This window comes from Asanoa hainanensis, from assembly GCF_900188485.1.
Taxonomy (GTDB): Bacteria; Actinomycetota; Actinomycetes; order Mycobacteriales; family Micromonosporaceae; genus Asanoa; species Asanoa hainanensis.
The window spans coordinates 36,034-55,844 of sequence record NZ_FZPH01000030.1; the positions used below are offsets into that span (position 1 = coordinate 36,034).

The following is a 19,811-nucleotide window of genomic DNA, read 5'->3' on the forward strand; positions in this document are numbered from 1 at the left end:
GTGGCCGGTCCGCCCGGCCACCTGATCGCGTGCCAACTCAGGGCGCTCATCCCTGCTCCCCCCGCAGGGGTGGGCGCCCTGTCATTCCAGCCTTTGCTCTGCTTCCATATGCGCATCGGAGATGACGAAGGTCCATGCAGGTCAACCGCCGTGCTGTAGTCGTGTCGCTGGTCGCCGCCGCGCTGATCGCGGGTGCTGTCGGGATCTCGGTCGCGGCCAACCGCGACGAGTCCAGCGCTACCCGCACCCCGCCCTCGCCGGGCCGGGTGGTGCAGCCCGGCGCGCCCGGTCAGGACTCCCGCACCCTCTCCCCCGAGGAGCTCACGCGCTTGTCGGCACCGCCGCACGCGCCGGCTGACGCCGACTTCATGCGCAAGATGGTCACGCACCACCTGCAGGCGCTGGAGCTGACCGCGCTGGTCGCCGGCCGCAGCCCGAGCACGGACATCCCGCAGCTCGCCAAGCGGATCGAGGTGTCGCAGAAGGACGAGATCGCCCAGCTCCAGCAGTGGCTGGTCGACCGCGGCGAGCCGTTGCCCGAGCCGCACGCGGACCACGTCGGCCACGGCGGCCTGATGCCGGGCATGCTCGACGCCACCGATCTGTCGGCGCTCGCGGCGGCCAGCGGGCCCGCCTTCGACAAGCTGTTCCTCGAGCTGATGATCCGCCACCACGAGGGCGCGATCACGATGGTCGGGCAGCTCTACCGCGACGGCGGCGGCGTCGAGTCCGCGGCCGACCGGGTCGCCCGCGAGGTCAACGCGGACCAGTCCATCGAGGTGCGCCGGATGCGCGACATGCTGGCCGCGCGCGCCGGCTGAAACGCCCCACTTCCGCATCACTTCGTCGCTTTGGGTAGCGATATAGGCACTCAACGTGATAGGAGTAGGTCGATTCTTCGATGCGGAAGGGGCACGGGGGCCATGCGGGTCGAGATGCTCTCCGACCACACCGCGCCGCGCGAGCCCTGGCTGGCCAGCACCTCGACGGCGGCGCGGCAGCTGTGGGCCCGCGTCCGGCGGTGGCGACGGCTCGACGCACCGCTGGCCCGCGACCCGGTCCTGCGTGCCCGCGTGAGCTGGCAGGAGGTCCTGCTGACCCACGATCGGGCCCCGCGGCGTACGACCGGCGTGCTGGGCGAGGATCCCCTGACCGCCGCCCTCGGCGTGCTGCCCGACGAGTGGGTGATGCTGCGCGGCTACCGCAACCGCCGGGGCGGCACCGACCACGTGCTGGTCGGCCCGCACGGCATCTGGGCGGTGGAGGTCGAGCGACGCCGGATCCGCCTGCACGCGGTCGGCGACCAGTGGTGGTGGGAGAAGCTCGACGCCCGCGGGCACAGCGTGGAGACCGGGCGGGCGGTCGACCCGGCGGGGCGGGCCCTGCCGCGCCGCGTCAACGACATCGCCGACGACCTGGCGGCCTGGCTGCGCCGCAACCGGCACGACGTCCCGGTGCGCACGGCCGTCGTGCTCACCCACGAACAGGCCCGGCTGGGCCATTGCCAGGACCCGACGGTCAGCCTCGTCGGCACCCACCCGCACCACCTGCTCGACGCGCTGGCCCGCTACGCGGCGCCGCTGGCCGCCGGCGAGGTCGCCGACCTGGTCCGCCGAGACCATCTGTTCCACCAACGCCGCCGCCACCGCCGGGCCTGACCCCGACGTCGTGCGCCACGGCCGCCTGTTCCACCAGCGGCGCCGACACACGGCGGTGCTCCCCGGTGGCCGAACCACCGAGGAGCACCGTGCTCCTTCGTTCTACTGCTGTGTGATGACGAACTGGGTGCCCGGCTGCCGGACGATGTCGCCGTCCGCCGAGTTGGTGATCGTCACGTTGGACAGCGTCGCGCTGCCCTGCGCGCCGCTCATCGCGAGGATGCCCGCGCCGTTGTTGGACCTGTCGATGCGTACGTTGCTGATCGTGGCCGTGACCCGGCCGCCGCCGGTCTTGAACTGGATGCCGTCGTAGGTCGAGTCGACGATCTCCGAGTCCCGGATGACCACGCCGGGGATGGGCTGGCCCGGTGCGAACAGCGTGATCGCGCCGAACTCCTGCTGCTCACCCCAGAACACCCCGCCACACCGGTAGAGGCCGTTGTTGGCGATCAGCGTCGTACCGCTGAACGGCTGCGGCGAGTGGTCGGTCGCCAGCATGATCCCGGGGTAGTTCATCGTGTCGTACACCAGGTTGTTCTCGATGGTGTTGCCGTAGCCGCCGTAGATCGCGATGCCGTTCGCCCGCCACGGCAAGGCGATCGTGTTGTTGGTGAAGTGGTTGTCGTGCCCGATGTCGGTCGCCTGGTCCTTGACGTAGGTGCTCGACCAGACGGCCAGCGAGTCGTCGCCCGTGGTGCGGAACGACGAGTTGAACACCGTCGAGTTGCGGGTGCTGTTGGCGAAGTTGATGCCGTCGGCGTACGTGTCGCGGATCCGCATCCCGGAGAACTGCAGCCCGTCGCCCGGGTTCCAGTAGGCGGGCGTGTCCGAGTAGTCCCGGCCGACCCAGGCACCGACGTTGAGGTGCTCGATCCAGACGTTGCTGATCCTCGTGTTCTTGCCCAGCCGGCCGTTGATGCCGTGGCCCCGGTTGGCCCGGTTGGTGGTCATGCCGAAGATGGCCAGGTCGGAGATCTGCGTGTTGTCGTCGATGTCGAAGCCGACGTTGCCCTCGTGCGGGTGGTTGATGTTGCCCTGCACGTTCTGCGGCTCGGTGTTCGTGTAGAGCTTCGTGTGCCACATGCCGGCGCCGCGGATCACGACGTTGCGGATGCCCTTCTGGTTGTACGTGCCGCGGGTCGGGTCCGGCGAGAGAATCTTCTGCTCCTGGCGCCACTGCCCGGCCGGGATCCACACGCAGGAGATGACGCCGTTCTCGTCGTCGGTGACCGCGCGCTGGATCGCGCCCGAGTCGTCGACGTTGTCGTTCGGCACCGCGCCGTACGACGTGATCGAGGTGCAGCCCGCCGGCTGGCTCAGCGCCGGCGCGACCTGCTCGAGGTCGATCAGGTCGAGGTAGTAGAACGCGGCGTCGTCACCGGCGTCGCGCTGGAGCTTGAACCGCGTGCCCGCCGGGTACGAGGACGGCAACAGCGCCTGCGACTCGTCGAAGAGCCGGCGGGCGTTGGCCTGCGGGCTGTTCGACAGACTCTCGGTGTCGTCGGTCGTGCCGTAGAGCCAGCTGTTGCGCGACGACAGGGTCAGCTTCTGCACGAACTGGTCGTTGGCGTAGAGGCTGATCGTCGCCGTGGTGCCGCCACCGCTCGCGGAGTCCGGGATCGAGTTGCGCACCACGATCGAGTTCGTCTGCACGGTCGAGGTGAACTGCACGTACTGGCCCTGGCTGGTCAACCGCACCGACTTGCGGCCCGACGACTCGGTGCCGAAGTTGGTGTGCCCGAACGTCCGCAGCGCGTCGGCCTCGACCAGCGTGCCGGTGTACTGGCCGTTCTCGGCCTCGTACGACGTGAACGGGGTGGCGGCACCCCGACCGACCACGATGGCCTGGGTACGGGTGTTGTTGGTCTCGTTGGTCTCCGCCACCACGTTGGTCGCGTCGGCCGTGGCCGTGATGGTCGCGCCGCCGCTGGTCGCCGTCCAGGTGCCGCTGACGGCCACCGTCGCGGTGGCACCGGCGGCGATCGTGCCGGTGTTGGTGTTGAGCGTCGTCGAGCCAACGGTCAGGCGGGTCACGGACGCGGCCGCGGCGGTCGTGCCGCGGTTGTTGACACTGACGGTGAAGGAGACTGCCGCGCCGACCGCCGGGTTCGACGGGTTGTTGGTGATGCCCGTGACCTGCAGGTCCGGCCCCGGCGCCTGGGCGACGACGAGCTGCGCCGACGCCGTGGCGCTGTTGTTGGTGTCGTTCTGCTCGATGACCGTGTTGGTCGGGTCGACCACCGCGCTCACCGCGTAGCTGCCCTGCGAGCGGGTGCCCGCGTTGAAGGTGACGGTCTGGGACGCACCCGCCGCGAGCCCGCCGACGTTCGCCGAGCCGACGACCAGGCCGCCGAGGCTGAAGTTGACGGTGGTCGCGCCGGCCGCCGCGGTGCCCGCGTTGCGCACGGTCGCCGACAGCGTGATCGCGCTGCTCTCGTTCGGGGAGGCCGGGCTCCAGCTCACCGAGTCGACCACCAGGTCCGGGTTGGGTGCCGGGGTGCCGCAGACCTCGAGCTCCGCGACCTGACCGCCCGGGGCGCCGGTGTTGGAGGTGAACCGCAGCCGCACGTCCGCGGCCGTCGCCGAGACCGGGATCGCCACGACGTTGTTGCCCTGGACGAACTGGTACGCGGTCGCCGCCACCAGGCTGGTGAAGGTCGAGCCGGCCTGGTCACGACCGAGGACCTGGATCGTCTGGGTACGGGTGCCCCACGCGCCGTCCGGGTTCAGCTTGACGTTGACGCCGGTGATGCCGTGGTTGGCGCCGAGGGCAACGGTCAGGTCCTGCGGGTAGCCGCCACCGCCCTCCCAGTAGGTGCCGAGCTGACCGTCGTTGGCCTTCTCCGGCGTGAAGGTGAAGGTCGAGCCGGTCGCGCTCATGGTCTTGCCGGCGGCCACGTTGGTGCAGCCCGGCGGCTGAGTGCCGGTGCGGGTGACGGTGTTGCTGTTGCCGGACAGGTTGCCGGCGCCGTCGCGGGCCCGCACGTAGTAGGACACGGTCGCCGTCGCCGGCTGAGTGTCCTGGTAGGACGTCGCGGTGCCGGCGGTCGCGATCTGCGTGCCGTTGCGGTAGACGTTGTAGCCGGCCAGGCCGCTGCCGCCGGTGTCGGTGGACGCGCCCCAGCTCAGCGTGATCGTGGTCCCGTTGGTGCTGTGGCTGAGCGTGCCGGGCGTGCTCGGCGGCGTGGTGTCACCGGGCTGGGTGCCGGTGCGGGTGACCGTGTTGCTGTTGCCCGACAGGTTGCCGGCGTTGTCCCGCGCCCGCACGTAGTAGGACACGGTCGCCGTCGCCGGCTGGCTGTCCTGGTAGGACGTCCCGGTGCCGGCCGTCGCGATCTGCGTGCCGTCGCGGTAGACGTTGTAGCCGGCCAGGCCGCTGCCGCCGGTGTCGGTGGACGCGCCCCAGCTCAGCGTGATGGTCGTCCCTGACACCGTGTACGAGAGCGTGCCGGGCACGCTCGGCGGGGTGGTGTCCGGCGTGGTGCCGCCCGGGCCGTAGACCTCGACCTCGGAGAGCTGCCCCGCCGGCCACGCGCTGTTGGCGGTGACGTTGATCCGCACGTACCGCGTGGTGGCCTGGTTGAACGTGATGGTCACCGAGTTGCCGGCCACGGCCGGGTTGAACGTGTAGGTCTGCGAGCCGGCCAGGTCCGTGAACGACGTGCCGTTGGTGCTGCCCTGCACGCTCAACGTCTGGGTGCGGGTGCCCCAGCCGCTGGTCGGGAGCTTCAGCACGACCCGGTTGACGGTCTGGGCGGAGCCGAGGTCGACCTGCACCCACTCGGGGAACGAGTTGTTGGTGCTCTCCCAGTAGGTGCCCTGGTTGCCGTCGACGACGTTGCCGGAGCCGTAGACGTCGGCGTGCCCGCTCTCGGCGGTCGCCTTGCCCTGCGCGAGGTTGCCCGTGCCGCCGGTGCCGGCGCCGTAGACCTCCAGCTCGGACAGCTGCGCCGCACCCCAGCCGGTGTTGGCGGAGATGCTCGCACGCACGTACCGGGTGCTGGTCGCGGTGAAGTTGATCGTCACGGTGTTGCCGCTGCCCGGGTTGAAGGCCTGGCTCGTCGGGCCGCTCAGCGTGCTGAACGACGTGCCGTTGGTGCTGCCCTGGAGCGTGACGGTCTGGTTGCGGGCGCCCCAGCCGGCGGGCAGCTTGAGCACCACCTGGTCGATGCTGGTGCTGGCGCCGAGGTCGATCTGGGCCCATTGCGGCAACGCGCCGGAGCTCTCCCAGTAGCTGCCCGCGTTGCCGTCGTTGACGTTGCCGGCGCCGAAGCCGCCGTTGGTCGAGCTGGCCGAGGCGGTCTTGCCGAGCGCGAGGTTGGGACCACCGGCCGCGGAGGCCGGCACCTGCCAACCCACGGTGACCAGGGCCGCCGCGAGGGCGACGGCCAGAATCCGGGTACGTCTCATCGCTGTCCTTTTCGCAGAGGGGGACGGGGATGCGCTGCGCGAAAATTCCAGAGGTGCACGACAGAGTTTTCATGACTCTGTCGCAATCTTGCGGCAAGTTGGGCGTCAGGTTACCGACGTGCTACGGAAACCGTCAACACGTGGACGCCAATCGATGCTTCGCCTGGGGAAAGACTCGGGGCGGCACTCACGCGGACCGCCCCCGTGTGGGCGTTCCTGACCGGCGACGCCGGCCTCCCCGGTCGCCCCGGTCCGCGCGGGCCGCTCTGGTGTGGACGATGTCCACCCGAGCAATGTTGACACCGTACACCAGAGTCGTGGACCCTTCCAGGGTGTCGTACCACCACGGTGGCCTACGGGCCGCGCTGATCGCGGAGGGCCTCCGGGTGGCGCGCACCGGTGGCGCCGCGGCCTTGGGGATGCGCGAGCTGACCCGCGCGGTCGGTGTCTCCCCCAACGCCGCGTACCGGCACTTCGCCGACCGCCAGGCGTTGGTGCTGGCGGTCGCCCTGGAGGCGCAGGACCTGCTGGCGGACGCGATGCGCGCCCGGATCGCGCCGTCGGCGTCGCCCTTGGACCGGCTACGCGCGGTCGGTCTCGGCTACATCCACTTCGCGCGTACGGAACGCGGCTGGTTCGAGCTCGCCATCCTGACCCGCGACGACGGCCCGCCCGGGACGAACGGCCCGTTCCCCGCTCCGTTCCAGCTCCTGCTCGACGCGCTCGACGGGCTGGTGGCGTCGGGCGGGCTGCCGGCTGCTCGGCGCGCGCACGCCGAGTGGGCGTGCTGGTCGACGGTGCACGGCTTCGCCGACCTGACCACCCGCGGTCCGCTCCGCCGCCAGGACCCGGCCACGCTGGACGCGCTGGCGTCCTATGTGGTCGACACCGTCATCGAAGGCCTGACCTCTGGAGGATCCACATGACCGACCAGCTCGACGCCACCTTCACGGCCCCGATCCGGGTGGACGGCGCGTTCCCGACCTACATCGAACTGCCGGGCTCCCACGAACTCCTCGGCACCCGCAAACCGGTCAAGGTCAGCGGCACGATCGACGGCCACCCGTTCGAGTCGACCCTGATGCCGTCGGGCCAGGGCCCACACTGGCTCCCGGTGCGCGCGGCGCTGAAGAAGACGGTGGGCAAGGAAGCCGGAGCGGAGGTCACCGTGCACCTGACAGCGCGCCGGTGACCTCCGCTCGGGGTCAGCGGTGACCGGCCCCCACCGGCTCGCGGACCTCGGGCTCGACGAGCTCCGCGCGGAGCTTCTCGCCCTCGATGTCGACGTTGGGCAGCGCCCGGTCGAGCCAGCGCGGCAGCCACCAAGCGGCCCGACCAAGCAGCGACATCACGGCCGGGACGATGGTCATCCGGACGACGAACGCGTCGATCGCGACGCCGAGCGCCAACGCGAACCCGATCGACTTGATGATCGGGTCGTCGATCAGCACGAACCCCGCGAACACGCTGATCATGATCAGGGCCGCAGCCGTCACCACCCTTGCTCCGTGACCCATGCCCGAGATCGTGGCGTGCTGGGCGTCGGCTCCGTGCACGTGGTCCTCGCGCATCCGGGACACGAGGAAGACCTCGTAGTCCATCGCGAGTCCGAACAGGATGCCCACCAGCAGGATCGGCAGGAAGCTGATCAGCGGCCCGGGCGTACCGATGCCGAGCAGGTCGGCCAGATGCCCCTCCTGGAAGATCCAGACGGTGATGCCGAACGTGGCGCCGACGGTCAGCAGGAAACCGAGCGCGGCCTTGACCGGCACCAGGATCGACCGGAAGACCAGCATCAGCAGCAGCACCGACAGCCCGACGACGATCAGCAGATAGATCGGAAGCGCGTCGGCGAGCTTCTCCGAGACGTCGACACCCACGGCCGTCTGCCCGGTCACCGAGACGTCCGCGCCGCCGAGGCCGTGCGTCTTGGCCCGCACGTCGTGCACCAGCGTCTCGGTGGTCTCGGCGGTCGGCCCTTCCTTGGGGATGATGCCGAGCAGCGCGGTCCGCTGGTCGCCGCTCATCGTGGGCGGGGTGACCGCGACGAGGTTGGGCGTGCCATCCAGCGCCGGACCGACCTTGGCCAGCGCCGCGGCCGTCGTGTCGGCCGAGTCGCTGGAGACGACGAGCGTGATCCGGCCGTTGAAGCCGGGCCCGAAGCCCTCCGAGACCAGGTCGGCGGCGATGCGGGCGGGCGTGCCCTCCGGGCCGGCGCCGGCGTCCGGCAGCGCGAGCCGCATGTCGGCGGCGGGCAGCGCCAGGGCGCCGAGGCCGAGGATGCCGACCAGGATCACCGGGATGCGGCCGCGCCGCACCAGCCTCGCCCACCGGAAGCCGAAGCCCTCTTTGTGCTGCTGCGGTGCCGTGCCCCGCTGCTTCCGCGGCAGGATCTTGAGCCCGGCGAACCCGAGCAACGCGGGCAGCAGCGTGATCGCGACCAGCACGGCGACAGCCACGGTGCCGGCCGCGGCCAGACCCATCGCGCTGAGGAACGGGATCCCCACGATGGCCAGACCGGCCAGCGCGATGACGACGGTGATGCCCGCGAAGACGACGGCCGAGCCGGCGGTGCCGACCGCACGGGCCGCCGCCTCCTCTGGGTCGACGCCCTCACCCAGGTTCTGGCGGTGCCTCGACGTGATGAACAGCGAATAGTCGATGCCGACCGCGAGACCGAGCATCAGCGCGAGGACCGGGGTCACGCTGGTGAGCTCGACGACGCTGCTGAGCGCGTACAGCCCGGCCATGCCCGCCGCGACGCCGATGAGCGCGTTGAGCATCGTCATACCGGCGGCCACGAGCGAGCCGAAGGTCACCAACAGCACGACGAGCGCGATGGCGACGCCGATCGCCTCGGTGCCACCGACCTCGGGCGGAGAGTTCATCACCTCGCCGGCGTGCCCGACCCGCAGCCCGGCCTTCACGGCGGCGGCACCGGTCTCCTCGTACGCGGTGCGCTGCGCCTCAGTGAGCTCGTCGGCGCGTTCGGCGAACTGGACCTGGATCAGCGCGTACCGCGTGTCCTGGGAAATGGCCTTGCTCTGGAAGGGGTCAACCGCGCCGACGACGCCGGGCAGCTGCTTGGCCTCCTCCACCACCTCGTGAACGGCCTGGGTAAGCGGCCCGTCGGTCAACGTGCGCCCCTCGGGCGCGGCGACAACGATGAGCCCGACGGCCCCGGCCCCTTCCGGAAACTCCTGCCGCAACGAGTCGATAGCCCGCTGCGACTCGGTCCCGGGCATGGTGAAGTTGCTGGACGTCGGCCCCTTGAAGGCAAGCGCCGCACCCCCGAGCGCGACAAGCAAAACCAGCCAGAGCAGGACAACCAGCCTGCGGCGACGGTACGAGGCGCGGCCGAGCCGATAGAGCAAGGTAGCCATTGTCAGTCCTTCCCGGGGATAAGAGCGCGACGAGCAACGGCAACGAGCGCGGGCCGCAGCTCCACCTCGTCGCGCTTGTCGTCGATGACCACAGCGGCGATGCCGGCCAGCAAAACCTTGGCCGCGGTCTGGTCGTTGGGATCGGCCGAACGCCCGGCAAACCCAGCCACGAGCGCGTCGGTCAGTTCACGCACGCGCACGAACGCAGGCTCCTGAAGAAACTGCGGAGTGACGTCGTAGATGAGCGCAACCTCGCGCCGATAACGAAGAACAAGGTCGATGAACCCCCCGATGGCAGCGTCTCGGACCCCTTTGTCATCGACGCCGGCGAGGCGAGCGACAAGGTCGATCAGCGACTGCCTGGCGGGCTCGACGAGGGCAAGCAGGATCGCGTCCTTGTGGGCGAAGTGGTAGAGCAGGGTGGCCTTGGAACACCCCACCTCAGCAGCGATGTCATGCAGCGAGGTGCCCTTGAAGCCGTACCGGGTGAACAGCTCCCCGGCGACCCGCAAGATCTCGTCACGCGTCCGGATGCGAACCACCCACACATTCTCCCTGACCGCTCGGTCAGAACCTGACCGAGCGGTCAGTTCGGTGGCCCAGGTCACACGTGTGAGTGACACCCATCGCTGATCAACATCTATCGCCGTCAACACGCTGGGCGGCGATAATCACTGGATGACGGCGGTCGCGCACCCCGAGTCCGGGCTCCAAAAGGCCACGTTGACGTCCGACGACCTGGCGGAAACGCCGTGGGACTACTGCCGAATCCACGCGCTAGCCATCACCGACGACGAGGGCCCACCCGACGACCTAACCCCTGAAGAGTTCCAGGAACAGAACGACCTAGACCCAGAGGCCCCGTCGGCCCTAGAACTCCACCTGGACCTGGACTACATCGTGAGCCGCTTCGACCCAGGCCCGATGCGAGACATCCGCTACTGGGTAGCCCCGGCAACCCTGACCTTCAGCAACGTCTGGAACATCTCCGGCGACCTACGGTCGGTATGCCTGCCGCTGGAGCTAAAGAGCCTGCGCCGAGAGCCCGCCTCACCCGACGGCGAGCCCCGCTGGCATCTCGAGGGCCGCGACGCGGACCTACGCTTCCAGGCGTCGCGCTACACCCTGCACCTGCGCAAACCCCCGCGCTACGGCAACAGGGTGCTTCGAATGGCCGAACGCGGCGGCATCAGCTTCGCCCCACACCCGTTCATCTGACGGTCCGCGCCAGTTTCTGACCGACTGGTCAGCTCCCCATAATCTCGTCGATCTCCGCCAAGCCCGACCCAGCGCGTTGTAGGTGCTCAGGCCCGGCAGCGCACAGCTATCCGTTCACCCCCGGACCTTCAGGTGAGTCGCGTCCGCTCATCGCCCATGAAAGTCCATCTAGCTGCGCCGGCTCGGTACATCGGGATCCGCTCAGGTGCTGGGCCTACATGGGTATGACGTAGGCGTTGACGAAGAAGTTGTTTACGTTGCCCCAGTGGAGGTGACCGGCCCTCGCTTCGTCGCCTTGTCGGCCCAGTACGACGTGGATGTGGACGGCTCCGTCGCGGACCTCACCGGTTCCGGTCAGTTCCATGGGCTCGGTGTACTCGGTGACGATGTCCTTTGCGTAGTCGTCTGCCGCCATGGTGGAGATCGCGCACCCCTCGAGGGCTCCGATCATTGACACGATGGCGCCGTTGCGGACGCCTTGCTTGGCGAGCTCGTCCGTCAGGGTCCGGATGACTTCTTGGCCGGCTCCGACCTCTATCAGGATCATCGGCGTCTCTCGTTCGTCGTGGTGATCGGGTTGGAGCCTGCTAGGAGGGCGGCCATGGTTCGGAGATTCTCGCGGGACGCCTCTGCTCGGAGGGCGTCCGCGACCGCCGCCTTCACGGGTTCGGCGGCTGCTCCGCCGGTCTGGTGGAGCAGCACCGCTGAGCACCACCGCGCGGCCGCGTCACGCGGATTGCGTAACTCGCCGGCAAGCCGGACTGCCGAGTCGTGAGGCGGCGCTTCCGTCCCACCGGCGAGCTTCGCGGCGGCATCCCAAGGGATGGCCAGGACTCGACTTGCGACGGCGGTCACGTAGAGCGTGCGCGCTGCGGAGTCGACCCGCAGGGCCGCGATTACCCGGTCTGCGATTTCAGGAGCCGCGACCTTCGCCAGAATGCCGGCCGCGTTGACCCGAAGGACATCGGTACCGCCGTCGGTCATCCACCGGTTGAGGGCGGCGACGGCTCGTGGGTCGTGTTCGACGAATTCGCGGATCACGAGGTCGGTCGCGTGGGTTGTCTGGGCCGTTTCGAGGGTGGCGGAAGATCCCGAGGCGACGCCGGCGAAGACGCGCCGCCCGATGTGGAAGTCGATGAGCCCGGGATGCGGGAACCGAATGAGCCCGTCCGCGGTCCGCACGACCCTGCGGCGGCGTACGATCAGTGATACGCCCGGCCGCCGGTCCGGCGGGATCTCCGTCTCGTGCAGGTCGCGCCCGGCCGTCCAGGTCTCCCAGGCGAGCCAGTCCGCGCACTCGTCCGCGTCTACGGCTGTCGCCGGGCCGGCTGCGACCGCGCCGGCCACTGTAGCGCCGGCGAGGGCCAGAAAGTCTTTACGCCTCACGGCGCTAAAGGTAGGCGATGCGCCCTCGCCCAGGGCCTCGTTCACCGCTCGTTGGTAGAGCGCGACCGTGGCCGGTGTGACGGCACGCTCGCCGTTTTCGATCCGGGACAGATGGCTCGCGGACACCTCACCAATGGCCCCCACCTGGGAAAGCGTGAGATTCGCTGCCCGGCGTGCGTGCCTCAGCTGCTGGCCGTTGTCCATGCCTTCCGTCCCCTTGCGGCAACTTTCTTGCGGCACACGTTGCTGCTGACTGCGGGTGACGCAAACGTCACCCTCGAAGGTAGGACCACGGGGCGGGCGCTATGCAGCGTCGCAGGGTGAGTTGATCGAGACGTGCGGCGCCACGGCCCCGTCTCGTGGTCTGTCCAGCTCACACGGTAGGCCAGTGCCCGGGACGTGTCGATACGCCCCGCGTGCGCCATCAGACCCGGGGAGACGGAAATGGCGGTTTGTCTAGTGCGTCGCGGACCACGCATTGTTGCGGCCAGGTGCAGCTGGAGCCAGGGACGCCCCGCTGCCACGTCCGCGTCGTTCGAATGTCGTGGTTGAGCTCGGATGCCGGCCCGAATCGTCAGGACGCTGGCCATGCGATGGGCAGGTGCGCGTGCGGATCAGGTGTGGCTGTCTCGAGTGATAGCAGGAATCCAAGCCAGTTCGTGCCTATGGCAGACGCCGACAAGACCCCTTCGCTCGATTCGTTTCGCGTCTTGGTCGCGGCACATCGTCATCGCGCCGGTAGCTGCGGGGGCTACCCGCCCGTCACCTGGAATCCCCTTTGGAGGGAAGGCATGAACGACTACCTCGACGACGTCAGTGACCCGTTCGAGCTCGACGTGCAGATCGTCACGGAAGGTCCTGCGACGGCAGCGTTGCTGTCCAGCACGGACGACGGCTGCGACACGGTGAAGGGCAGCGACTGCTAGTCCCACCTACGTGCCGGCCCGCTCGGCGACCCGAACCCGATCGGGCCGGCACATGCCCCGAACGCCGACGATTAGGGAGGTGCCCGACTATGAGCGCCACCGCATTTCGAAGGGTCGATGCCGCGACGATCCGCATCTCCGCTCATCGATGGCCAACTTCTCTTCCGGTCGCTTGGCCGCCAAGCGGTGATGCCACAGCGATCCTCAGCTGGCTTCGGGCGACGTGGTCGACGGTCGGGCTGGCCGATGCCGTCTGGACCGCCAGCCCGCAGTTCGCCGCCCGGGTGGAGGCGGTTTGCTCGGGCGCGGAGCAGGACACAGATCGCATCTGGCGGGTCGTGTTGACGTTGGCCCGATACGTCGTGCGAGCTCAGCGTCGGGCGACACCGTTCGGACTGTTCTCCGGCGTATCTGCCGTACGTTTCGGCACGGCCGCGGTAGTCGCGTCCGCGGGGGTGGCGGCTACGCGGGTACGCCCGGACGCAGCCTGGCTCGCATCGCTGGTTCACCAACTTGAGGCCGATCCGGAGGGTCGCCGCCGCCTGCGAGTTCAGTCGAACAACCTGGCCGTTGTGCAGGGATCTCGCGTCATCGTGCAACGACGGCCGCACGCGTCGGTGCGGGGAGAGGGGACCTGCTCGATTAGGTACACGCCAGCGGTGCGGTTTGCGCTTTCTTCGGCCGCAGCGCCGATGCTGTGGTCGGAGCTGGTCGACACGATCGCCGCAGCCTTTCCCGAGTCTCCCCATGAGTCCGCGCAGACGCTGGTCTCCGATCTCGTCGACCAGGGCGTGTTGGTCTCCGCACTGCGACCGCCGTCGACCTGTACGGACCCCATCGGTCATGTCCTCGGCCACCTCGACAGCTTTCAGACCGGTGACGGCAACAGCCAGCGGCCAGTCCTGCTGAGATCGCGCGCCGCGCATGGCGAGGCAGGGGCCGCGCGGCCGGCCGAGCTGCGTGCCCTTGCCGCGCAGATGCGCGGCTTGGCAAGAGCTGACCAACCTCTTGCGGTCGATCTGCGGCTCCCCGATCGCGTCACGCTTCCCGAACAGGTAGCCGCCGACATCGTGGTGGCAACAGAGATCCTGCGACGGTTGACGCCGGACCCGACAGGTCGGCCGCAGTGGCGCGCCTACCGCGCCCGGTTCGTCGACCGCTACGGGACGGCCGCTGTCGTCCCCCTCGCGGAGGTGGTCGATCCCGTCACCGGTCTGGGGTTCCCGACGCACTTTCATTCACCGACCGACCAGGCCGTGCCATTGGTGTCGGCTCGAGACGAGCGGTTGTTGGCGCTGGCACAGCAGGCGTCGATCGACGGCGTACGTGAGGTCGTACTCGATGACGCGGCCGTGCTGGCACTGGCCGGCTCCGACCACCTCGGTCACCGCGTCAGCTCACACGTTGATGTCTCGGCCGAGATACGGGCGGTCTCGTTAGGCGACCTCTCAGCCGGGCGTTACACCGTCGCGGTGACCGGGATGGGCCGGTCGGCGCTGGCGACGTCAGGGCGGTTTCTTGATCTGCTGCCTTCGGTGGACCAGGAAAGGATGAGCCGGGAGTTCGCCGCCCTGCCGGTGGCCGTCGAGGGAGCAATGCCAGCGCAGGTGAGCTTTCCTCCGCACAACCTCCACTCGCAGAACGTTCTGCGTGCCAGGCAGGTACTCCCGTGGCTGATCTCGCTCGGCGAATATCGCCCTCCGGCGGTGAACGCGATCGACCTCGACGATCTCGGGGTCGCGGCCGGCTGCGATCGGCTCGTTCTGGTGTCGATGTCACGCCGGCGGGTGGTCGAACCCACCGTGGCTCATGCCGCCGCGGTGCACACGATGCCCTTGATCGCCCGGCTTCTTGTCGAGCTGCCACGGGCCACTGATGCGCGGCTCGTCCCGTTCGCCTGGGGAACAGCGACGTGCTTGCCGTTTCTGCCCGCGTTGCGGTACGGACGAGTCCTGCTCGCCGCTGCGCGATGGCTCGTCGATCCGGCCGTCCTGCCAAACGTCAAGGTCGCAGACGCCGAATGGTCGGCTGCGTTCGATGCGCTACGCCACAGGCTCGGCCTGCCGGGGTGGGTTCAGGTCGGTCACGGCGATCAGCGGCTTCGACTCAACCTGGATCACGCGATGGACCGGGCACTCCTGCGCGCCCACCTGCACAACAGCCCGGCAGCCGTCACGATCACGGAGGCGGCAGGCCGGGACGACTTCGGCTGGCTGTCCGGCCGGGCACACGAGATCGTGCTGCCTGTCGCCTCCACCGCCGCGCCCGTCCCAGCGCCAGCCGCAGTGATCGCACGGTCGACGTGGCCGCCGCCTATGCCGGCCCAGCCGATCATGCCAGGATCTTGCGGCTTGGTGTCGGCGTCACTCGCCTGCGATCCCGCCACGATGGACACGGTGCTGATACGAGGGGTGCCGGCACTGCTCGCCGAGTGGGTCGAGCCGCCATCGTGGTGGATCGTGCGTCTGCGACATCCAGTCCCGCATCTGCGGCTTCGCCTGCACACCGACGACTACGGTGACACCGCTCGCAAGCTCGGTCGGTGGGCCGCCGTGCTTCGACAGCAGGGGCTTGTCGGAGACCTCACGCTGGACACCTATCAACCGGAGTCCGGACGGTACGGCGACGAGCCGGCGCTGACGGCCGCCCACGAGTTGTTCGCCGCCGACTCCCGCGCGGCCCTGGCTCAGCTGAGCACTACGGTCGACCGCCGCGTCGACAGGCAGGCGCTGACCGCCGTCAGCATGGTCGACCTGGCCTCCGCGATGCTCGGGAGCTGCGACAGCGGCTACGAATGGCTGGTCGCTGAACGAGAGCAGCCAGGACTGCCGCCCATGGACAGAGCGGTCCTGCGCCAGGTCATCAACCTCCATCGAGGCGCCGTGCCACCGCCAGTCCGCCAAGCGTGGCAGGAACGGGCCGCGGCGGCCGCCCGCTACGCGGACGCGCTCGCCGCCTCCGGCGGGGCTGTTTCCGCGGACTCGGTGCTCGCCTCGCTGCTCCACCTGCACCACATCCGTGTTTTCGGCCCGACCGGCCCCGCCGAGCAGTCGACCCACCGGCTCGCGCGCCAGGTCGCGTTGGCTGCATCGCGCTCACGCCGCGCAGCTGAGGCGGCGTTCGGATGACCAACGCGCTATCTGATCCCGCACTCGATCGTGCGGCCGGCAGCCTGGCCGCCCGCATCGCGGACGAGTTGGCCCAGCCGCCCGTACCGGACTTCAGGCCGGATGACTACGGCCCACGAAGTAGTCGCTGGTATGCCCAATCACTGTCCAAAGGGGCCGCCGGGGTCGCCATTCTGCACGGCGTACGCGCACAGACGGGCCTCGGAGAATGGAAGCCGGTCCACCAGTGGCTGCGACAAGCCACGGCCGACCAGCTGAACAACACCGGCGGAGCCGGGCTCTGGTTTGGTGTCCCCGCCGTCGCCCACGCTTTGACGATCGCCATGCCGCACGCCCACCCGCGCACTCTCGACATCCTTGACCACGCCGTCGCCGACCTGGTGCAGCGCCGGCTCAAGGACGCCGCGGTTCGTCTCGAGCAACAGGCACGGCCGTCGCTGGCGGAGTTCGACCTCGTACGCGGGCTGACCGGGCTGGGTGCCCACCTGCTGCGCCGCAACCGCGACGGACACCTCTTGCGCCAGGTGCTGACCTACCTTGTGAGACTCGCCGAACCCGTCGCTGCCGCCGACGAAACTGGCGCAGCCGCCCCCGGCTGGTGGACCACCGACCCAGCCGACCGCGAAGCCGCTGTGCCCGGCGGGCACGCCAACCTCGGGATGGCACACGGCATCGCCGGCCCTCTGGCGTTGCTGGCCCTCACAGCGCGCCAGAACATCACCGTCCCTGGACACCTCGACGCGATCGGCCGCATCTGTACCTGGCTGGACACCTGGCGGCAGGTCGGCCCGACTGGACCATGGTGGCCAGAGAAGCTCACCGCCGCTGAACTTCACGCCGGACAACCAGCCGCGCCCGGACCGAACCGACCCTCCTGGTGCTACGGGACCCCGGGCCTGGCCCGCGCCCAGCAGCTCGCCGCGATCGCCCTCGACGACCACCACCGGCAACGGGCGGCAGAGGACGCCCTCATCCACTCTCTGAACGACCCCGAGCAAACCGGCCGCGTCATCGATCCGTCGCTGTGCCACGGCTGGGCAGGGATCGCGGCCACGACCTGGTACGCCGCCGCCGACGCCCGCTCCACCGGCCTCGCCAGCGCCCTGCCACTGATCGTGCGGCGGCTGATCCAGCACGCCGACACCACCGCCCCGGCGCGATCCGGCCTCATCGAAGGAAACGCGGGAGCGGCCCTCACCCTCCACACCATCGCCACCGGCACCGGCACCGACATCCGCTGGGCCACCAGCCTACTGATCAACTAGGAGACCGCCGTGGACACCGACCACGAGCCCGACATCGAGCAACCACCTGACCCGCAGCCGACCAGCCGGTGGCGTCAGATCAACCTCACCTTCGCCGACTGGCAGACCGCCGAGCACTACGGGACGACACGACTGGCCCCGACCCTGTCAGCGGCCGAAGACACCGGCGCCGTCGTCGCGTACTGGTTCATCCGCAAAAACAACACGTGGCGGCTGCGATTGCTACCCGGCGATCGGCTCGGAACCATCTATGCCGTCCTGGCCGCGATCATGAACGACGAACGCATCTGTCGCGTCGCCGAACCCCTCTACCGGCCCGAGATCCACGCCTTCGGCGGCACCGAGGCCATGACCGTCGCCCACACCCTCTTCCACGCCGACAGCCGCCACCTGCTCCACCACCTCGCGACCGCCGGCGGCAGCCACCGCCGCGAACTCAGCATCCTGCTCGCCACCGGCCTCATGCGCGCCGCCGGACTCGACTTCTACGAACAGGGCGACGTCTGGCACCACGTCGCCATACACCGTCGACCGCCGAAGGCAGCCCAGCCGTCACTCCGCCTCATTGCCGCCGTCAAGCGACTGATCACCGCCACCGACCACGCACCCCATAGCCCGCTGAGCACAAACCCTGACTGGCCGAACGCGTACCAGCACGCGGGCCACGAGCTGGCGCACCTTGACCGCCACAGCGCCCTGACCCGCGATCTGCGCGGTGTCCTCACCCAGCACACGCTGTTTCTGCACAACCGACTCGGTATCAACGCTGCTCATACCGGTCTGCTCGCCGCAGCGGCCGCGAACGTCATCTTCGAGCAACGCCACCCGGCAGCAGAGCGCCGCGCCATCGACGACCTGGCGAGCACCGACAGTAGGGTAGAAGCGATGAAAACGGTCAACACAACCCCGGAAGCGTCCGCTCCCGCTGAGCTCCGCGAACGCCTGATCACGACACTCAAACAAGCCGGCCACCTCGGCTTGCCGGCCGTCGAAGACGCATTCCGCACCGTGCCTCGCGAGCAGTTCCTCCCTGGGGTCGAGCTGGAAACCGTCTACACCCGGCGCCAGATCGTGACCAAGCGAGACGCCACGGGAGCGGCGCTGTCATCTGCGTCGAGCCCCAGCCTCGTCGCGGACATGCTCGAACAACTCGCCCCACGCCCCGGTGACCGCATCCTCGAAATCGGCGCCGCCACCGGCATCAACGCCGCCCTCCTCGCCCACCTGACCGGCCCGAACGGCACGGTCGTCACCATCGAACTCGACCAGGACCTCGCCGACGGGGCCGCCGCAGGCCTGGACCGTGCCGGCTACTCCACCGTCGAGGTGGTGTGCGGAGACGGCGCCCTCGGCCACCCGGAACACGCGCCCTACGACCGGATCATCGTCACCGCCGGAGCCTGGGACATCAGCGCCGAATGGTGGAACCAGCTCACACCCAGCGGCCGCATCGTCGTACCCCTGCGCCTGCACGAAAGCGGACTGACCCGCTGCATCGCCTTCGACCGCAAGGGCACCGACCAACTCTTCAGCGCTACATCACCGCTGGTCTGCGGATTCGTCCCCATGCGCGGCACCACCGAGCACGCTGATCATCACGTTCGGCTCGACACCGAGGTAGTCCTCAAACTCGACGCCGCCGACAAACCCGATCGCGAAGCCCTCGGCCAGGCGCTCACGCATCCGCCACACAAGCGCTGGTCCGGCATCACCGTCACGGACGCCGACTCCATCCACCACCTCGACTTGTGGCTACTCGTCCACACCACCACAGCATTCGGCCGCCTCGGCGTGAGTGACAACGCCCGATCCAGCGGCCTGGTCACCCCCGCCTACAGGTGGGCCGGTGCCGCTCTATATCAGGGGGGCACCATCGCTTACCCAGCCTTCAACACCACGAACAACGACCACCACGAACTCGGCGTAATCGCCCACGGACCCGACGCCGAGCCACTCGCCGCCTACCTGACCGAACTGCTCGAGCGATGGGACGCACAAGGGCGACCCGACCAGCCCACTATCACCGCCCATCGAACCGCGATGGCACCCACCCAAACCGCCCACACTGGCACCCGACGGCACACCATCAGCCGTCCGGACACCACACTCACGGTCGTCTTCTGACTCGATGCCCGGGAGCGAGCGCTTGGGCCGCTGAGCACCCGCGAAGTGGCGTAGTTTTCGCCTGGCTCGATGGCTGGGCGCGGCCAACAGCCTGGCTGCCAACGACGTTCGCCCATTGGATGTTGCGATCCTCGCCTGACGCGATGGCCGGGCGCAGCGATTCGTTGTTCGTGGCGTCGATGACCTGGTTGCGATCCTCGCCCGACCCGATGGCCGTGCGCAGCTCGGTGACGGTGCCGGTGAGAGCGACGTCCAGGCCGTCGTTGCGATCCTCGCCCGGCTCGGCGGCCGGGCGCAGCGGTACCCCGTTCGG

At 69.3% G+C, this 19,811-nt stretch carries 15 protein-coding genes; 9 read left to right on the forward strand and 6 right to left on the reverse strand.

Features of this window, described 5'->3' with window-relative positions; genetic code table 11:
• Positions 1-134: 134 nt before the first annotated feature.
• Both CHC05_RS38815 and CHC05_RS38820 read left to right on the forward strand, forming a co-directional pair.
• Complete coding sequence (locus CHC05_RS38815) at positions 135-821, forward strand: DUF305 domain-containing protein (protein ID WP_089255659.1); 687 nt, start codon at positions 135-137, stop codon at positions 819-821.
• A gap of 102 nt (positions 822-923) precedes the next feature.
• Positions 924-1,658, forward strand: a complete 735-nt coding sequence (locus CHC05_RS38820) for a nuclease-related domain-containing protein (protein ID WP_089255660.1) — start codon at positions 924-926, stop codon at positions 1,656-1,658.
• Between the two features lie 102 nt (positions 1,659-1,760).
• On the opposite strand, the gene CHC05_RS38825 is transcribed toward CHC05_RS38820, so the two are convergent.
• Complete coding sequence (locus tag CHC05_RS38825; RefSeq protein WP_089255661.1) at positions 1,761-6,068, reverse strand: discoidin domain-containing protein; 4,308 nt, start codon at positions 6,066-6,068, stop codon at positions 1,761-1,763.
• A 317-nt stretch (positions 6,069-6,385) separates the two neighbouring features.
• Here CHC05_RS38825 and CHC05_RS38830 point away from each other — a divergent pair, with 317 nt between their 5' ends.
• Both CHC05_RS38830 and CHC05_RS38835 read left to right on the forward strand, forming a co-directional pair.
• On the forward strand, positions 6,386-6,994 hold the full coding sequence (locus CHC05_RS38830) for a TetR/AcrR family transcriptional regulator (protein WP_218824818.1): 609 nt from the start codon (positions 6,386-6,388) through the stop codon (positions 6,992-6,994).
• Positions 6,991-7,260: a DUF1905 domain-containing protein gene (locus tag CHC05_RS38835; RefSeq protein ID WP_089255663.1), complete on the forward strand. Its 270-nt coding sequence runs from the start codon at positions 6,991-6,993 to the stop codon at positions 7,258-7,260. The genes CHC05_RS38830 and CHC05_RS38835 overlap by 4 nt, the downstream gene beginning before the upstream one ends.
• 13 nt (positions 7,261-7,273) lie before the next feature.
• Here the strand turns inward: CHC05_RS38835 and CHC05_RS38840 are convergent, their stop codons facing one another.
• Together CHC05_RS38840 and CHC05_RS38845 are read right to left on the reverse strand one after the other, a co-directional pair.
• Positions 7,274-9,451, reverse strand: coding sequence for an MMPL family transporter (locus CHC05_RS38840; protein WP_089255664.1), 2,178 nt, complete (start codon positions 9,449-9,451; stop codon positions 7,274-7,276).
• 2 nt (positions 9,452-9,453) lie between these two features.
• Positions 9,454-9,993 (reverse strand): TetR/AcrR family transcriptional regulator, encoded by a 540-nt coding sequence (locus CHC05_RS38845; RefSeq protein ID WP_176984862.1) that lies wholly within the window; start codon positions 9,991-9,993, stop codon positions 9,454-9,456.
• Positions 9,994-10,129: 136 nt separating this feature from the next.
• Between CHC05_RS38845 and CHC05_RS38850 the strand changes: the two genes are divergently transcribed.
• Positions 10,130-10,669, forward strand: a complete 540-nt coding sequence (locus CHC05_RS38850; RefSeq protein ID WP_089255666.1) for a hypothetical protein — start codon at positions 10,130-10,132, stop codon at positions 10,667-10,669.
• Positions 10,670-10,883: 214 nt separating this feature from the next.
• Here CHC05_RS38850 and CHC05_RS38855 read toward each other — a convergent pair whose 3' ends face one another.
• Together CHC05_RS38855 and CHC05_RS38860 are read right to left on the reverse strand one after the other, a co-directional pair.
• A complete protein-coding gene (locus tag CHC05_RS38855) occupies positions 10,884-11,216 on the reverse strand; it encodes a PPC domain-containing DNA-binding protein (RefSeq protein ID WP_089255667.1) in 333 nt (110 codons plus the stop codon).
• Positions 11,213-12,259 carry a helix-turn-helix domain-containing protein gene (locus CHC05_RS38860; protein WP_089255668.1) on the reverse strand — a complete coding sequence of 349 codons (1,047 nt, stop codon included), beginning with the start codon at positions 12,257-12,259 and terminating at the stop codon, positions 11,213-11,215. The genes CHC05_RS38855 and CHC05_RS38860 overlap by 4 nt, the downstream gene beginning before the upstream one ends.
• 587 nt (positions 12,260-12,846) lie before the next feature.
• Here CHC05_RS38860 and CHC05_RS38865 point away from each other — a divergent pair.
• From CHC05_RS38865 to fxlM, 4 genes are all read left to right on the forward strand, one after another.
• Complete coding sequence (locus CHC05_RS38865; RefSeq protein WP_089255669.1) at positions 12,847-12,981, forward strand: FxLD family lanthipeptide; 135 nt, start codon at positions 12,847-12,849, stop codon at positions 12,979-12,981.
• An 89-nt stretch (positions 12,982-13,070) separates the two neighbouring features.
• On the forward strand, positions 13,071-16,109 hold the full coding sequence (locus tag CHC05_RS38870; protein ID WP_089255670.1) for a lantibiotic dehydratase: 3,039 nt from the start codon (positions 13,071-13,073) through the stop codon (positions 16,107-16,109).
• The gene (locus CHC05_RS38875) at positions 16,106-17,374 is read left to right on the forward strand and encodes a lanthionine synthetase C family protein (protein ID WP_089255671.1); all 1,269 of its coding nucleotides are present in this window, start codon (positions 16,106-16,108) and stop codon (positions 17,372-17,374) included. Before CHC05_RS38870 ends, CHC05_RS38875 begins: the two co-directional genes overlap by 4 nt.
• A gap of 9 nt (positions 17,375-17,383) precedes the next feature.
• The gene (fxlM, locus tag CHC05_RS38880) at positions 17,384-19,498 is read left to right on the forward strand and encodes a methyltransferase, FxLD system (RefSeq protein WP_089255672.1); all 2,115 of its coding nucleotides are present in this window, start codon (positions 17,384-17,386) and stop codon (positions 19,496-19,498) included.
• On the opposite strand, the gene CHC05_RS41920 is transcribed toward fxlM, so the two are convergent.
• On the reverse strand, positions 19,482-19,811 hold a 330-nt coding region (locus tag CHC05_RS41920), incomplete at its 5' end, for a hypothetical protein (protein ID WP_179266580.1). The genes fxlM and CHC05_RS41920 overlap by 17 nt on opposite strands.

Coding starts and splice junctions, on each gene's coding strand:
- CHC05_RS38815 (WP_089255659.1), top strand. CDS start 135: ATGCAGGTCAACCGCCGTGCTGTAGTCGTGTCGCTGGTCGCCGCCGCG.
- CHC05_RS38820 (WP_089255660.1), top strand. CDS start 924: ATGCGGGTCGAGATGCTCTCCGACCACACCGCGCCGCGCGAGCCCTGG.
- CHC05_RS38825 (WP_089255661.1), bottom strand. CDS start 6,068: ATGAGACGTACCCGGATTCTGGCCGTCGCCCTCGCGGCGGCCCTGGTC.
- CHC05_RS38835 (WP_089255663.1), top strand. CDS start 6,991: ATGACCGACCAGCTCGACGCCACCTTCACGGCCCCGATCCGGGTGGAC.
- CHC05_RS38840 (WP_089255664.1), bottom strand. CDS start 9,451: ATGGCTACCTTGCTCTATCGGCTCGGCCGCGCCTCGTACCGTCGCCGC.
- CHC05_RS38850 (WP_089255666.1), top strand. CDS start 10,130: ATGACGGCGGTCGCGCACCCCGAGTCCGGGCTCCAAAAGGCCACGTTG.
- CHC05_RS38855 (WP_089255667.1), bottom strand. CDS start 11,216: ATGATCCTGATAGAGGTCGGAGCCGGCCAAGAAGTCATCCGGACCCTG.
- CHC05_RS38860 (WP_089255668.1), bottom strand. CDS start 12,259: ATGGACAACGGCCAGCAGCTGAGGCACGCACGCCGGGCAGCGAATCTC.
- CHC05_RS38865 (WP_089255669.1), top strand. CDS start 12,847: ATGAACGACTACCTCGACGACGTCAGTGACCCGTTCGAGCTCGACGTG.
- CHC05_RS38870 (WP_089255670.1), top strand. CDS start 13,071: ATGAGCGCCACCGCATTTCGAAGGGTCGATGCCGCGACGATCCGCATC.
- CHC05_RS38875 (WP_089255671.1), top strand. CDS start 16,106: ATGACCAACGCGCTATCTGATCCCGCACTCGATCGTGCGGCCGGCAGC.